Origin of the sequence: Streptomyces subrutilus (genome assembly GCF_008704535.1) — a bacterium.
Classification (GTDB): Bacteria; Actinomycetota; Actinomycetes; order Streptomycetales; family Streptomycetaceae; genus Streptomyces; species Streptomyces subrutilus.
In genome coordinates this window covers 810,735-825,056 of sequence record NZ_CP023701.1, presented here as the reverse complement: position 1 = coordinate 825,056, position 14,322 = coordinate 810,735, and the positions used below count along the sequence as shown (strand labels likewise).

The window sequence follows — 14,322 nt, the reverse complement described above, 5'->3', positions numbered from 1 at the left end:
GGGAGACCGGCGGCCACCGTGGCGGGGGTCCGGGGTCGATCGGGCAGGTGAAGACGTGCAGCTCGCGCAGGATCCGGTCACGTACCTGCGCACCCGCGTGGTCGGTGCCGTGACCACAGGGCCCGTGCACGCGCTCGCGCTCCCGCACCGGCGCGTGCCGGGAACCCCACCCGCGTAGGCCTCGGTTCGAGGCCGGGAACGGCCCGGCACGGTCGGGGCGGCAGCCGGCCGCCGCCGCCCCCCCCACACCGGGGTGTCCGGGTGTCCGGGATCAGTTCCCGAAGCGGAGGCTGGAGAAGGTGGCGTTGCGCGGTGCCTTCTGGCCGGGGGCCAGGCGCAGGGCCTTGCCCTTGCAGTCCTTACCGGCGAAGACCGTCACGGGGGTCTTGGTCCCGTTGTGGGCCCCGCGCGACTCCTCGCTCATCGTGAAGCACTTCCCGTCGGGGATGTCCTCGACGAAGAACGGCTTGTCCTGGGCACCGGTCCAGCCGAACGGGCCCTGCGAGGCGTGGGCCGCGCCGGTGAGGGCGGTCAGGGTGACGGCGAGGCCGAGGAGAGCGACGGCGGCGGGGCGGACAGCACGCATCGTGAGTCCCTTTCTTGAGCGGAGAACGAGGGCCCGATATGCCCAGCCTGGTCAACGACGTTCCCTCCTCCACGGCACGCCGGTTCGCCCGCGCATTCGCGGCGTCGTCCACGACCTCCGACGACGCGGCCCACGAACCCGGTGGGCCGTGCGGGCCGCGGACAGCTGGTTCGCCCCGGGTTCGGCGGGATAACGGAGCGACACGGCAATAGGAGGCATATATGCCTATATCTCCGAGGGTGGCGTGTTAGAGATAGCGGGCAAAGATTCCCGAAACAGGAGGTATGTGGCTATGCGAACAACACTTCTCCGGGTGACGACCGCATGCGGCGCTGCGGCAGTACTGGCCCTCTGCGGCGCCGGCGCGGCCAGCGCCGACGGCCTGGGGACGGGGCACGGCGGCGTGGGCAGCTCGGGCGTCGGCAACGGCGGCGTGGGCAATTCGGGGGCCTTCAACGGCGGGGTGGGCAACGCGGGCGCCTTCAACGCCGGCGTGGGCAATGCCGGCATCGCCAACTGGGGCCTGGGCAACGCGGGCCTCGGGAACACGGGTATCGGCAGCCACGGCATCGGCAACTCCGGCGTCGGCAGCTCCGGCATCGGCAACTGAGACGGGCTCACCCCCCGCCCCACGGAGTGACACGACGGGCCCCGGCTGACGCCCGGCCGTCCACCCGGCCCTGCCCGCTCCACCAGCGGCCGGCCAGGGTGCGGAGCGCCGCTCCGGCCCGCCTCCGCCCGTCGGCGGAGGCGGGCGAGGCGGTGTCGTGGACGCGGCGGCCTTCGACGCGAACGGCGGTGGCCGGCCGCCACGGCATGCCGGGATCACCGCGCCCGGCCGACGCGTGCGACCGGTTCGGACGGGCCCGGGGTGCCGGATCGGCCGGGGGCGCGCAGAGTGGGGCCTGAGGACGCACGGCCGACGTCATGGTGGCGGAGACGGCACGGGGCCCGGGCCGTGCCGGTGCAGCGCTCAGGCGCGGACGAATGAGGATGCCCGATGGTCCAGCCCGCCCAGTCTCCCGAGCCTGACCGGTCTCCCGGGCCCGCCCGGTCTTCCGAGCCCGCCCGGCCTTCCGACGTCCCGGCCGACCACGTCGTCGTGCTGTTCGGCGCCACGGGCGACCTGGCCCGGCGCAAGCTGCTGCCCGGGCTGTTCCACCTGGCGCGCGCCGGGCTGATGCCGCGGCGCTACCGCATCGTCGGCTCCGCGCCGGCGGCGGAGGCCCTCACCGACCAGGAATTCCGGACCCACGCCCAGCAGGCCGTGGCGGAATTCGGGCGCTCGCGGCCCGAGGGCCCGGCCTGGGAGGCGTTCGCGGCCGGTCTGTCCTTCGGCGCGGCCGACACGGGGGCGGCGGAACCCCTGATGGCAGCGGTGCGCGAGGCCGAGACCGCCCTCGGCGGCACGCCGCGCCGGTTGTTCCACCTCGCCGTGCCCCCCGTCGCGTTCACCTCCGTGATCGACCTGCTCGGGGCCACGGGCCTCGCCGCGGACGGCAAGGTCATCGTCGAGAAGCCCTTCGGTACCGACCTCGCGTCCGCCCGCGCGCTCAACGCCGCCATCCACGCCGTCTTCGACGAGGCACGGGTGTTCCGGATCGACCACTTCCTCGGCAAGGAAGCCGTCGACAACGTCCTGGCGCTCCGCTTCGCCAACGGGCTCTTCGAGCCGCTCTGGAACCGCGACCACATCAGCCACGTACAGATCGACGTGCCCGAACACATCGACATCCAGGGCCGCGCCCGCTTCTTCGAGGGCACCGGAACCTTCCGCGACATGGTCGTCACCCACCTGTTCCAGCTGCTCGGGTTCATCGCCATGGAACCGCCGGTCGCCCTGGAGGCGGGGCCGCTGCGCGACGAGCAGGTCAAGGTCTTCCACAGCATGCGCGCGCTGGACCCCGCGCACGTCGTCCGCGGCCAGTACGGCGGCTACCGCGACGAGCAGGGCGTGGACCCGGCGTCGGACACGGAGACGTTCGTGGCGCTCCGGGTCGCGATCGACAACTGGCGCTGGTCGGGGGTGCCGTTCCAGCTGCGGACGGGGAAGGCGCTGGCCGAGGGACGGCACATGGTCACGCTCGGCCTGCGCGAGCCGGTGCTGCGGATGTTCCCGCTCGAAACCCGGGCCGCAGCGGAGGGCCGGAGCAACGAACTCGTCATCGACTTCGACGATCCCGGCTCCATCACCGCCCGCTTCCTGGTCAAGGAACCGGGGCCGTCGATGCGGCTGGCCGACGGCGACATGCTCTTCAACTACCGCACCGCCTTCTCCGCGCAGAACTTCCTGGAGGGGTACGAGCACCTCCTCCTGGAGGCCATGCGCGGCAACCAGTCCCTGTTCACGCGGTCCGACGGAGTCGAACGGCTCTGGGAGGTGGCGGCCCCGCTGCTCGACGCGCCCCCGGCGGTGCGACCGTACGCACCCGGGAGCTGGGGACCGGACGGTATCGACGGCCTCGTCGCCCCGTACCGCTGGCACCTGCCCGACCGGCGCGACGCGACCCCGTAGGCACACGCCGCGCTCGGGTCGGCCCTCGACGGCGCCCGGCAGGTCCTCAGACCATCAGCAGGAGCCGCGTGTGCGGAACCAGCTTCCGGTTCACGCTGGTGCTCTGCACGAAGATGGTGAACTCGTCGTTGTGGTCCGGCTTGACGCGGGCCTCCGTCGCCGGCAGGCCGAGCAGGGCGCGGGCCGCCGGTCCCGTGTAGACCTGGTCCGTCTTCTTCTCCAGAACCGCTATCTGCTTCTGCGCCTGGATCTTCTCCGACTTGCTCAACTGGTAGAAGGCGCAACCCGTGCGGTAATCGTGCCCGCTTTCGACGACCCATTCCCGGATGCCGGATTCGCGGGCCACGGGAACGAGTTGGTACGTCGAAGGATCGATCGGGGTGAGACCGGCCGCCGCGATGGATTTCATGTTGACCGCCTCCCCGCCGGTGGAGAACACCGCGCGCGATCCGCGGATTCCCTTGCTGCGGCCCACCATGAAGTTCTCGGTGGCCTTCAGGATGACCTGGCCGGCTTCCTCCAGGCCCTGCGTGCTCGTGGCGTCCCAGACGGCGATGTTGTCCTTCGGGAAGCCGCACTGCATGGCCTCGCGCTTGCCCATCTGGTCCGGCACCAGGACGGCCAGGGTCCAGTTGTCGGCCTGCGTCTCGATCATCGTGGCCACGGCCCGCACCAGGTCGCGCTGGGTCCGGGCAGGGGCGTCCGGGGACCGGTGACTCGCGTTCTCCTGTCCGTCGGTCAGCACGAACGTGAGGAAGCTGTGGTCGCCGTACAGCTGGGCCGTCTGCGCCAGCTCCTGCTGTGACTTCAGGGTGGCCGCCAGCAGGGCCGTCATTCCACCGGTCCGGTACAGGTGCCCCAGGGACGGCATGCGCAGCACGTCCTTGTCGTAGATGACGCACTCCACCTTGTTCGAGAACACGTACACGGTGACGCGGGTTTCCTGGTCGAGCTCCTGCGACCGGCGGGCCAGATAGGCGATCTGCTGGTCGGCGACTTCGACGACCTTGCCGCTCAGGTGCGACATGGACGAGCTGGCGTCCAACACGAGAGCAACGTGGTTGATGTAATTCTGACTTCCGGACATGAGCGCTCCCCCTGCTTTCCGAATCGATGTACCGATCCTGTCACCCGCCACTGACAATGGATCATGAAGATCGGAGTCGCCGGAGGCCGGGCGGTCAGCGGTGGGAGGGGGCACCGGGGGAGGTGGGGGAGGAGCAGGAGGGCGGCGCCGGACCGGAGTCGTGACCGTCGGCCGGTCCGGCGCCGCGTCCGGGATCAGCGGGCGCCGAGGTGGGCGAAGTCCGCCCACTCCTTCTCGCGCTCCTTCGAGCAGGTCGAGGTGTAGGCCGGGCCGAACGCGGCCGGGACGGCGGCGGCGGACGAACAGGTGGACGCGAAGCCGGCGTGGCCGCCGGAGAAGCGGCCGAGGTCGACTCCGCCGTCGGCGAGCGCGGCGCCGGCCCCGCTCAGCAGGATGCCGGCGGCCAGGACGGAAGCGGTGAGCGCGGAGCGCATACGCATGGGTCTACTCCTGAAGACGTTCGGATGACGGGCCGGGAACGGCCGGCGTCGGTCGCTCAACGTCACGGGAGGGCGGAGAGAAACGATGATTCACTCCAGTGCCGGACAGCCCGACGGCCGGACCCCCCGACGGCGGACGCGTGCGTCCCCTCCGCCGCGCCCGCCGGCGGACCGTACGCGATGGGCAGGCCGCGGCACACGTCGACGCGGGCATTGCGGGTATGCGCCGTAAGAGGAGCGCTGCCCGCACACCGGGCCGGGCCGTGGGCGGGGTGGGGCGGTCCGCCCGCGCCGTCGCACGCTCCCGCACCGATGGGAGGGGGCGCTGCTCGCCGCGCACTGACCGGCGTCAGGCGGGCCGCCGCGGGCGGCGGCGGCCCGATCCGGCGCAGCGTACGCAGGTGGTCGCCGCCGGACGGATCTCCAGCCGCTCGGGCGCAATCGTCCCGCCGCAGCCTTCGCACTGCCCGTACGCGCCCCGTTCGAGCCGCTCCAGCGCCCGGTCCAGCTCCTCCAGGTGCTCGCGGGCCCGCGCCATCAGCGCGGCCACGTGGGCCCGCTCGAAGGCCGTGCTGGCCCCCTCGGGGTCGTGCTCGTCGTCGACGGCGACCAAGGCGTTCGCCGCGACGATCCCGTCGAAGTCGCGGCCCAGGGCGGCCGTCCGCGCGAGGGTGTCGGCGCGGTCGGCCGCGAGGCGTGCGCGGGCGCCCGCGCCGCCCGACGGGCCGCGCGCGTCATGACCGTGCCCGGACGCGTCATCCATACGTGCGAGAACGCCGGACCGCGGTCGCGGATTCCCCCGGCCGCGCGTCGGGCCCGCGCCGTCCCGCCCGCCGCCGGGCAGGTCATCCGCCCGCGGCGTCCTCGGGCTCCCAGCGCAGCAGGTCGCCCGGCTGGCAGTCGAGCACCTCGCAGAGCGCGGCGAGCGTCGCGAAGCGCACCGCCTTGGCCCGGCCGTTCTTGAGCACCGCCAGGTTGGCCGGGGTGATCCCCACCCGGTCCGCGAGCTCGCCCACGGACATCTTGCGCCTGGCCAGCATCACGTCGATGTCGACGGCGATCGGCATCAGATCACCTCGTCCAGCTCGGCCCGCATCCGCGCCGCTTCGACGTCGCGCGCGACGGCCTGGATGAGCAGCATCCGCAGCAGCAGCACGATGAGCGCGACCCCGAGGATGGCCACCCCCACCCCACCCATGATCACGGTGACCCCCGGGTCGTCCCGCTGGCCCGGCGCGTTGAGGGCCGTCACCGCGAACCACACGAGGGCAGCCGCCACGATCGAGCCGATCACGCCGTCCACGTACCGGAAGGCGGCGTGGGAGAACACCGTCCCGCGTCGGACCATCCCCACCAGCCGCCCGACACAGACCACGGCGACCTGCACCGCCACCAGCCCCAGGATCGTGACCACCCGCAGCGGCGTCAGCGGGAGCGACCCGTCCTCCGGGTCGGCGGCCAACGCCCACACCATCAAGGCCTGTACGCACACGGTGCCGGCGAGCACCACCACGAGCACAGCGCGCAGCGCACGCACCGCCAGTTTCCCCATGACCCCATCCCTCCATCGAATAACGATGAGAATCTATCGAGTATCGATAGGTCGAGCAAGGGGCCGGACGGAGCGCGGGACGCCCGTCCGCGACGTCGGCATCCGGCGTCACGGTCGCCCGATGCCCGCGACGCGCCGGTCCCGCCGCCGGTCATGGCCGTTGATGTCCCGACGTCGCAACAAGTGAGGGAAAATGTCCCTCGAAGCGGGGCCGCGATCCCCCCGGCGTCGTGCGCGCGGGGACGGGAGAAGCGGTTCACCCGCTCCTGGACGTTCCGGGACGGCGAGAGGGCGGGCTGATGAGTACGACGGACGCACGGGTGTACTGCGGAGACGAGGGCCACCTGGTCCGGCCGGCCCCGGGGCGGGCGTACGTGATGCTGACGGGCGGCCCCCTCGACGGCCAGCTCCTCGACGTCACCAGCCTGTCGGCGGAGGAGCGGGCGGAGGGCGTGCTGCTGATCACCGACCGGGGCCTCTACGGGCCCGGCGGCCGGGCGCTCTACAGCCCGTGCGAGACTGACCCCGACGCGCTCTTCCGCTGGGACGGCGACACGCCCTGAACCGCCCCTCCGCCGTGCGCCGCGTCGATCGCGTCGCCGTGTGCCGGGCCCGGCGCGGCCACCGCTCGTGCCCCGGCCGTCCCGCCGTACGGGGGCGCCGAACGGCGCCGGACCGGCCCGACGGGTTCCTCCGGGACGTCCTCCACCTGGACCGGTGAGGTGAATCCGTACCCCGGACGGCGGCGGGGGCCGGGGCAGCGGTGGCAGCCCGACCTGCCGCGCCCGAGGCTCGTCGCCTGAGACGCGGGACGGTGGCGGACGCGAGCGAAGGGCGGCAGCCGATGCAGCAGGGCGATGACGACGGCGCGGCGGTGGGCCTGATCGAAGCGGTGGACCGGCGCCGGAGCAGGGCCGGGCGGCTGCGGACCGCGATCCGGCGGACGAACCTGCTCCCGGCGTTCCTGGTGCTCACGGTCATGATGGTGGCCCTGTGGCTGATGGGCATGCCCTTCCTCCAGGCCCTGACGATCTCGACCGCGGTGAAGATCGCGGTGGCCCTGCTCGAACTCCGTCGGCTGCCCGACCCGGCCGACGACTGACGCCGGTCCTCCCGCCGATCCCGAGGCCGCGCAGTGCGCGTTCTCGGCGGCGGGTAAGAGCGGGCGGACACCCGCCGCTAGGATCGGGAGCAGTGCCGACCGGGGGACGGACGCCGCGAACAGGATGACGGGGTCCGGGAGTTGTGTGCCCGTTCGCCACCCGCCCCGTCGGCGGCAGCCGTGGACACGAGAGCTAACGAGGGCACATGAGACAGCGTCGGTACGGATCGCTGGTCGGCGTCGCCGCGGTGACGGCCCTGCTGGCCGGCTGCCAGGGCGGCGGCGCACCGGCACTGAGCCTGGCCGGGCTGACCAGGACCGCGGACGCCGTGCCCCGCGAAGGCCAGGCCAGTTGCCCGCTCGCCTACGACATGGCCGAGGCGGCGAAGGCGGCGGGCGCTCCCGGCGCGGCCGCGCCGGGGTCCGTGAAGGCGCCCGGGGCGGCGGTCGCCACCAGCGAGGGGGGCAAGCGGGCCGCACCGGACACGCCCCTGGCACAGAACCCCGGCGCCCTGGTGAGCTGCGTCTTCCACATAGGCCGGGAGGAGGTGGTCGTGCACACCGCGGCGACCCGCGATCCGCAGGCCGTGGCACCGCTCGCCGCGCTCGTCGCGCACCTGTCCGCATCCTCGACGCAGGACCTGATCGCCTACGTCGACCGGATGGCCGGTGCCGAGGTCGGCGAGCCCGTCGTCACCGGCAGCGGCAACGTGGCCGCCGTCCGGCTGCGACTCGACGGTGAGGGCGACGCGGTCATGGTGGTCGGGGCGGGAGACCCGGGCCGCTCCTCGCTGGACCGTGACCAACTCACCGCCCTCGCCACCTCGCTCGCGGACCAGATGGCGTAGACGGCCCCTCACGGCCGTCAGCCGGTGGGCGGCACCGCCGCCCGGCCCGCGCGGCGTTCGCGCCCGGTGCGCCGTGGACACCGCCGCCCGGGTGGGCGGCGGCCGAGGCCGGGTCGAGGGTCGACCGTACGAGATCCGGCCCGACCGCGTCAGGCAGGGCACCCGATCGCACCGCATCCCACGGGCCCCGACCGGGGCCCGTCGTGGTGGCCCGCCGTCCGCGGGGCGTCGCCGGCCCGGCAAGATCCGAAAGAGACGGCCTAGCGGCGGTCCTCGCACAGGGCCGCGTCCAGCAGGGTGCTCAGTTGTTGCAGCGGCGGGTTGGTCGCGAGGTACGCGTTGGTCGTCACCGAGGCGGAACCGGCCGGTGTCGAGGAGTTCGGCGGGATCCCGGCCGGGCGTCTCGCTGTACAGGGTGCGGGCGAGGATCACGATGAGCGGGGTGGTCAGCACCGTGGCGAGGGCCGCGCCCGCCGGAGTGTCCCGTGCGCGCACCTCCGCGAGGACCGCGTCCGGCGAGGGTGTCCGCCAGCCGGCGGCGGTCCTCCGCTCCGAGGTCCAGTGCGTCCGCGAGCAGGCTCACCGTGCCCATCCGGTGGTTCGTGGACCGGCCGCTCTCCAGCCGGCGGATGGTGCGCACGCTCACCCCGGACCGTTCGGCCACCTGTTCCTGCGTCAGATCCGCACCGTCGCGCAGCGCGCGTAACAACGTGCCGAGGTCGTCTGTCACCGGGCGTCTCCCCTCCCCACCAGTACGAACGGCGGTGAGCCTACCCGCGGCCACCGGTCACGGATGGCCGGTTCCCTGGCCTGTACAGCCAACATGACAAAGGTCACCGTCGGGGTCGGTGCCCGGGTGTGCGCACCGACGGCAGGCGAGGAGTCGACGTGGCCAACCGCTACTGGTGCGGCGAGTGCAGCTTCAAGACGCCCTGGCTCGGGGAGCCCGAGGGGCTGCGGCGGCAGATCGAGCACTACGCCCGCAGGCACCCCGGTACTCCGCCCGGTGGCCAGGTCGAGACGCGCAGGAGGGGTGCGGGCGCGGGGCACGGATGCCTGGGACTGGCGGCCGTCGCGCTCGTCCTGCTCGCCGTCGTGGCCGCCTGCCGCCACTGAGCGCCCGCACCCGCGTCCGCGGACGGTACGGCGCTCCGTACCACCTCGGCCGGCCGGGTCGGCCGCGTGCGCACCGGCTCCGCTGCCCGCGGAGCTAACCTGGAGCGACCGTTCCCGCCGATACCCGCCCCCGTTCACCGAGCGTGTGCCGCCGGGGGCGCGACGGCGGCGCGGCAGCGACCAGAGGAGCAGCGGTGAGTGAAACGGGCCCGTTCGTCGTCTTCGCCAACTTCCTCTCGGACCTGGCGGTGGACCTCGACGAGGGGCAGGTGCTCACGCGGTGGGCCGAGCAGGCCCCGCGCAAGGCCTGGCTGCTGCGGCCCGGGGACGTGCTGGTCACGCCCGTGCCCCTGAGTCCGGAGTTCCTGCGGTACGTGTACGACCTGACCGGGGTGCCCCCGGAGACGGTCGCGGTCGTCACCGTCCCGCCGGCCGGCGCCGTCCCCCTGGCGCGGGCGGTGCGCGAGGCCGGGCTGACGGAGCGCGTCCGGGCTCTCGCCGGTGACCGGGGTGCGGCACTGCTGCCGACGGCGCTGGACGCGTCGGCGATCGCCTTCGCCCGGGACCTCGGCCTCGCCGTCCACCCGTACCCGACGGTCGAGGCCGCGGCGGACGCGCTGGAGACGACCATGCTGCTGAACACCAAGGCCGGCTTCCGTGCGACGGCCGAACGGCTGGGCATGCGGCTGCCGTTCGGGCGGGTGTGCCGACGCTCCGGCACGGAGGGGGTGGTCCGCGACCTCCTGCGGGACGTCGAGCGGGTCGTGGTCAAGCCGGACCGCTCGGCAGGGGGCCACGGCATGCGCTTCCTGTCCCGCGACGACCTGGAGGACGGCCGGTCCCTGGTCCTCGACACGGTCGGCGGCCCCGACGGGACCTGGGTGGTGGAGGAGTGTCTCGACGTGGCCGAGTCCGTCAGCATCCAGTTGGAGACCACCGCGTCCGGGGGGACGCGGGCCCTGTTCAGCGGGGCGATGCGCACCGTCGGGGGCTCCTTCACGGGATACGCCTCCCCGCTGCCCGCCTCCTGCGCGCACGTGGCGGGCGAACTGGAGCAGTGGGGCACGGCCCTGGGCCGCCACCTGGCCGACCACGGCTACGCCGGGCCGTACGGGCTCGACGCGCTGGTGGACGCCGAGGGGGTGCCGTACGCGAGCGAGAGCAACATCCGCCGGACGGCCACCACCACGCCGCACGCCATGGTCGCGCGGCTGACGGCGGGGCGGCCCGGTCCGGCTCCGGCCTGGTCGGTGGCCAAGGGCTGGTCGCGCAGTCCCTTCGGCTTCGACGAGGCCCTCCACCGGCTGCGGGAACACCGCCTCGCCTTCGATCCCGCCCTCGGCGAGGGCGTCATCCTCTACGCGGACACCCCGCCCGACGGCCGCTCCTGGCGGTACGCGGTGACGGCCGGCACCGCCGAGGACCTGGCGCAACGGGAGGCGGCGCTGGGCGTCGCCTTCGCCTTCGAAGGCCGCTGACGGCCCGCGGGGTGCACGCGGCGGCCTGGTGGCCGTGACCCCGTTCCGGCCCGTGTGCACGGCATCACGGGGCGGGCATCCGTGGTGTGTCGGCCAGGGCGCACGGCGCCCCGTGCCCCGCCGTGCCCGTCCGCGGACCGGTCGCGCCCCGGCGGCCCGCGGTGGCCGCGTGGACGGGTCTCGTGCGCCGCGGGCTCCGGCCGCGGGTCGGTCGCGGGGTGGGGAGGGCGCGGGGCGAGCCGGCTCTTGTGCCCCCGGTCAAGGACCCCCGCCACGTGGTCATAGCCGACGCCCGGTTCATCCGCTCCCACCCGAGGTCCGAGGTCCGCTACGGCGATCCCGCACGGCCCGACCTGGCGCGCGTGGTGGCCACCTCCACCATCTGGATGTAGCCCGCCCGCGCCCGAGGGGCGCGGCGGCCGCCTGTTCGCCGGGGCGGCCCGGCGGCCTCGGCCCGTCAGCCGGGCGGACGCGGGGCTCCGTCCGGCTCGCGGCGGGCGATCAGACGGTAGGCGTTCGTGAGCCGCAGCCGGCCGGCGAGCGGCCCCGCGAGCAGCCGGTCCAGTGCGGCGGCCACCAGCAGCAGCGGCACCCCGGCGAGCAGGACGGCGCCGCGCAGCGCCCCGCGCCCGGCCCCGGGCGGCGCGGCCAGCCAGGGCAGGTCCTCGGGCGGGGCCAGCGCGTCCAGCGCGACCCACGCCGCGGCCAGCAGGTCGACCGGGTCGTGCGCCTCGGCGTGCTCCTCGGCCAGGACGGTGAACCCGGCCGCGGTGAGCCGTCGGCGCAGATTGCCCGCCGGCGCCAGGTGCAGGTGCTGCGGCTGGAGCCAGGGCAGCCACCAGCGGCCCAGCAGCCGCGCGAACCGGCTCTCGGGATCCGGTACGTCGATCACCAGCAGCCCGCCCGGCCGCAGTACGGCCCGCGCGGCCTCCACCTCGCGCAGCGGGTCGGCGCAGTGCTCCAGGTAGTGGAACATGCTCACCACGTCGTACGAGCCGGGCAGCCGCGCGGCCAGGTCGGGGAACGAGCCCCGGTGGCCCCGGCGCACCCGGCCGGCCCGCTCGGCGAGCTCCGCGCCGTCCGAGCGGTCGAGCCCGTCGAAGGCCACCGCCGGGAGCACGGCGCGGGCGCCCTCGCAGAAGTGGCCGTGGCCGGTGCCGACGTCCAGCCACTCGGCCGCTCCGCCGAGGTGCGGCCGCACCGACCGGGCCCGGGAGCGGTAGGCCGCGGTGCGGCCCCCGAACACGCCGCCGAGCCGCTCCTCGCCCAGGCCGTCGTAGAAGTCGCGGTAGTAGAACGCGAGCCCGCGCTCGTTCAGCCGCGGGTTCTGGAAGAGGTGCCCGCAGTCGTGGCAGCGGTCGAGGACGAAGGTGCCGGGCTTGTGCTGGAACAGGTCCGTGGTGCGCAGGTGCCCGGCGATGCGGTCCGAGCCGCACCAGGGGCACAGACGGCTGCGCGGCGCGAAGAAGGCGTCGGTTCCGTCGGCCAACTCCGCCCGGTAGGCGGCGCGCAGCGCGGCCACCCGGAGCGTACGGGCCTCGCGCGATGTCGAGCTCATGCCTCGTCCTTCCCACCCTCGGCCAGACGTTCCAGGTGCCGCGCGGCGGCCGGGGCGCCCCCGGCCCGGCGGAAGGCCCGCGCGATCGTACGGGCCGCGGCCCGCGGCTGCGGTGCGTACAGGACCGTGTCGACGGCCGCGCCGATCGCGTCGGCTCCGGCCCGGCCGAAGCGGACGCGCACGCCCGCCCCGGCGTCGGCCACCTGCGCGGCGATCACCGGCTGGTCGTCGCGGATGGGCGCGACCACCAGCGGAACCCCGTGCCACAGCGCCTCGCACACGGTGTTGTGCCCCGCGTGACAGACGACGGCGTCGGCGCGCGCGAGCAGCTCCAGCTGGGGAACCGCCGGCAGCGCGATGACGTCCGGGTCCCCGCCACCGGGACCGGGAGCGCCGCCCAGCGTGCCCTCCGGGTCGACGACGACGGCCTGTACCCGGTCGGCCCGGGCCCGCAACGCCTGCGCCGCCCGGGCGAGGAAGTGCGCCCCCACGTCGGTGTTGGCGGTGCCCAGGGTGACCAGGACCAGCGAGCGCCCGGGATCGAGCCGCTCCCACGGGAAGGCGACGGACGAGGGGCGGGCGGTGAGGGACGGGCCGACCCATCGCACCCGGTCGCCGCCCCGCGCCGCCGGACCCGCCAGCTCAGGCGTGGTGAAGGCGAGCACGAGGTGCGGGGAGAAGCGGGGGTCGCCGCGCCCCGCCGGATCGCCGATCCGGGCGCGCAGACCGCGCAGCAGCGCCTCGTTCCACGCGGCGACCCGGGGCATGGCGGCCAGCACGTCGGTGAACTCGGCCGAGGTCGTCGCCGAGGTGGCCCAGGGCAGCCCGAGGTCCTCCGCGACGAGGGCGCCGGCCAGCGCCTGCTGGTCGGCGACGACCACGTCCGCCCGGAAGGCGTCGACCGCCCGCCGCACGTCGGGGGCCATCGCCTCGGCGAGCGGGACGAGGAAGCTCTCCCACAGGAAGCGCAGCGCCTCCGGCCCGCGTACGTCCGGGGGCCGGGCGGTGCCCGGCCCCGCGGCGGCGCCCGCCCCTGCCCCCGGCGGCGACGGATGGACGGCCGCGTCCGGCCCGGCGAGGCGGCGTACGAGCGCGGGATCGCCCACCCAGGCCACCCGGTGGCCCCGGGAGGCGAGTCGGGCCGCGACCCCGACGGCCGGGTTGACGTGGCCGACCAGCGGCGGCACCACGAACAGGAAGCGGCTCACCGGGCACGCCCCCGCAGGGCGGCGGCCGGCCGGGAGTGCCGGCCGACCCAGTCCAGTACGAGATCGCGCACCCGGCCGGGCGCCTCCACCAGGACCGAGTGCCGGTGGCCGGGCAGCAGTTCGGTCGCGCAGTGCGGCAGCAGCGACCGCATCCGGGGTGCCTGCGCGGCCAGGTCGGAGTCGGCGCCGTACAGGGCGAGGACCGGGCAGTGGACCGCGCGGATGTCGTCGTCGCCGAGCACCGCGCTCGCCGGGATGTCCCGGGCGAGGGTGGTGTCGCGGACGAGGCGCCCGGCCGACTTCGCCAGCCGCGCGGTGTGGCCGCCGTGATGGGCGGCGATCCAGTCGAGGGCGGCGCTCTCGTTCACGCTCATCTCGTGGCGGACCCGCTCCAGCAGCCCGGCGAGCTTCGCCGCCCAGGCCGGGGTGGCCGGTTCCGACTCGATCACCACCATGCTGGCCACCCGCTCCGGCCGGCGCAGCGCGTGGCCGAAGGCGACCGTCCCGCCGTAGGAGTTGCCCACCAGGTGCACGGGCATCCGCACGTCGAGCCGGTCCAGGAGGGCGTCCAGGTCGTCGACGAACGCCCCGAGCGTGTAGCCGCGGTCCGGCCGGCCACTGCGGCCGTGGCCCCGGTGGTCGTACATGACCACGTCCAGGCCGGCGGCCGCGAAGGCCGGTGCGACGGTGAAGTAGTAGCTGGCCAGGCTGTCGGTGAGCAGGCCGTGCAGCAGGACGACGGTGGCGCCCGCGGCCGCTCCGGGGGCGGCGGGCCGGGGGGCCAGGCGCTGGACGTGCAGCCGGACGCCGCCGGTGTCGACGATCGCCATGG

17 protein-coding genes are annotated in these 14,322 nt (G+C 74.7%); 7 read left to right on the top strand and 10 right to left on the bottom strand.

Annotation, left to right across the window (positions count from 1 at the left end; all coding sequences use genetic code 11):
• Nucleotides 1-271 precede the first annotated feature (271 nt).
• Nucleotides 272-586 carry a hypothetical protein gene (locus CP968_RS03570; RefSeq protein ID WP_150516593.1) on the bottom strand — a complete coding sequence of 105 codons (315 nt, stop codon included), beginning with the start codon at nucleotides 584-586 and terminating at the stop codon, nucleotides 272-274.
• A gap of 313 nt (nucleotides 587-899) precedes the next feature.
• Between CP968_RS03570 and CP968_RS03565 the strand changes: the two genes are divergently transcribed.
• Both CP968_RS03565 and zwf read left to right on the top strand, forming a co-directional pair.
• Nucleotides 900-1,196, top strand: a complete 297-nt coding sequence (locus tag CP968_RS03565; RefSeq protein WP_229885842.1) for a hypothetical protein — start codon at nucleotides 900-902, stop codon at nucleotides 1,194-1,196.
• A gap of 390 nt (nucleotides 1,197-1,586) precedes the next feature.
• A complete protein-coding gene (gene zwf / locus CP968_RS03560) occupies nucleotides 1,587-3,101 on the top strand; it encodes a glucose-6-phosphate dehydrogenase (protein WP_150516591.1) in 1,515 nt (504 codons plus the stop codon).
• Nucleotides 3,102-3,147: 46 nt separating this feature from the next.
• On the opposite strand, the gene CP968_RS03555 is transcribed toward zwf, so the two are convergent.
• The 5 genes from CP968_RS03555 to CP968_RS03535 all read right to left on the bottom strand — a co-directional run bounded on the left by CP968_RS03555 (nucleotide 3,148) and on the right by CP968_RS03535 (nucleotide 6,180).
• Nucleotides 3,148-4,188, bottom strand: a complete 1,041-nt coding sequence (locus tag CP968_RS03555; RefSeq protein ID WP_150516590.1) for a vWA domain-containing protein — start codon at nucleotides 4,186-4,188, stop codon at nucleotides 3,148-3,150.
• Nucleotides 4,189-4,382: 194 nt separating this feature from the next.
• Nucleotides 4,383-4,628, bottom strand: coding sequence for a hypothetical protein (locus CP968_RS03550; RefSeq protein WP_229885841.1), 246 nt, complete (start codon nucleotides 4,626-4,628; stop codon nucleotides 4,383-4,385).
• Between the two features lie 349 nt (nucleotides 4,629-4,977).
• Nucleotides 4,978-5,391 (bottom strand): TraR/DksA family transcriptional regulator, encoded by a 414-nt coding sequence (locus tag CP968_RS03545; RefSeq protein WP_150516589.1) that lies wholly within the window; start codon nucleotides 5,389-5,391, stop codon nucleotides 4,978-4,980.
• An 82-nt stretch (nucleotides 5,392-5,473) separates the two neighbouring features.
• A complete protein-coding gene (locus tag CP968_RS03540; RefSeq protein ID WP_150516588.1) occupies nucleotides 5,474-5,695 on the bottom strand; it encodes a helix-turn-helix domain-containing protein in 222 nt (73 codons plus the stop codon).
• Nucleotides 5,695-6,180, bottom strand: coding sequence for a DUF2975 domain-containing protein (locus CP968_RS03535; RefSeq protein ID WP_150516587.1), 486 nt, complete (start codon nucleotides 6,178-6,180; stop codon nucleotides 5,695-5,697). Before CP968_RS03535 ends, CP968_RS03540 begins: the two co-directional genes overlap by 1 nt.
• Nucleotides 6,181-6,479: 299 nt before the next feature.
• Between CP968_RS03535 and CP968_RS03530 the strand changes: the two genes are divergently transcribed.
• From CP968_RS03530 to CP968_RS03520, 3 genes are all read left to right on the top strand, one after another.
• On the top strand, nucleotides 6,480-6,743 hold the full coding sequence (locus CP968_RS03530; protein WP_150516586.1) for a hypothetical protein: 264 nt from the start codon (nucleotides 6,480-6,482) through the stop codon (nucleotides 6,741-6,743).
• Nucleotides 6,744-7,024: 281 nt separating this feature from the next.
• Nucleotides 7,025-7,282, top strand: coding sequence for a hypothetical protein (locus CP968_RS03525; RefSeq protein ID WP_150516585.1), 258 nt, complete (start codon nucleotides 7,025-7,027; stop codon nucleotides 7,280-7,282).
• Nucleotides 7,283-7,488: 206 nt separating this feature from the next.
• Nucleotides 7,489-8,130 (top strand): hypothetical protein, encoded by a 642-nt coding sequence (locus CP968_RS03520; protein ID WP_150516584.1) that lies wholly within the window; start codon nucleotides 7,489-7,491, stop codon nucleotides 8,128-8,130.
• A 346-nt stretch (nucleotides 8,131-8,476) separates the two neighbouring features.
• Here the strand turns inward: CP968_RS03520 and CP968_RS34615 are convergent, their stop codons facing one another.
• The gene (locus CP968_RS34615; protein ID WP_268253227.1) at nucleotides 8,477-8,860 is read right to left on the bottom strand and encodes a helix-turn-helix transcriptional regulator; all 384 of its coding nucleotides are present in this window, start codon (nucleotides 8,858-8,860) and stop codon (nucleotides 8,477-8,479) included.
• Nucleotides 8,861-9,018: 158 nt separating this feature from the next.
• Here CP968_RS34615 and CP968_RS03505 point away from each other — a divergent pair, with 158 nt between their 5' ends.
• Nucleotides 9,019-9,246 (top strand): hypothetical protein, encoded by a 228-nt coding sequence (locus tag CP968_RS03505; protein ID WP_150516582.1) that lies wholly within the window; start codon nucleotides 9,019-9,021, stop codon nucleotides 9,244-9,246.
• Nucleotides 9,247-9,440: 194 nt separating this feature from the next.
• On the top strand, nucleotides 9,441-10,724 hold the full coding sequence (locus CP968_RS03500) for a preATP grasp domain-containing protein (protein WP_150516581.1): 1,284 nt from the start codon (nucleotides 9,441-9,443) through the stop codon (nucleotides 10,722-10,724).
• A gap of 457 nt (nucleotides 10,725-11,181) precedes the next feature.
• Here CP968_RS03500 and CP968_RS03495 read toward each other — a convergent pair whose 3' ends face one another.
• From CP968_RS03495 to CP968_RS03485, 3 genes are read right to left on the bottom strand one after another with little or no spacing between them, the layout of a single operon-like run.
• Entirely contained in the window at nucleotides 11,182-12,282 is a 1,101-nt protein-coding gene (locus CP968_RS03495; protein ID WP_189828804.1) for a class I SAM-dependent methyltransferase, read from the bottom strand.
• On the bottom strand, nucleotides 12,279-13,490 hold the full coding sequence (locus CP968_RS03490; RefSeq protein WP_150516580.1) for a glycosyltransferase: 1,212 nt from the start codon (nucleotides 13,488-13,490) through the stop codon (nucleotides 12,279-12,281). Before CP968_RS03490 ends, CP968_RS03495 begins: the two co-directional genes overlap by 4 nt.
• Nucleotides 13,487-14,320: an alpha/beta fold hydrolase gene (locus CP968_RS03485; protein ID WP_150516579.1), complete on the bottom strand. Its 834-nt coding sequence runs from the start codon at nucleotides 14,318-14,320 to the stop codon at nucleotides 13,487-13,489. The genes CP968_RS03490 and CP968_RS03485 overlap by 4 nt, the downstream gene beginning before the upstream one ends.
• Between the last annotated feature and the right edge of the window lie 2 nt (nucleotides 14,321-14,322).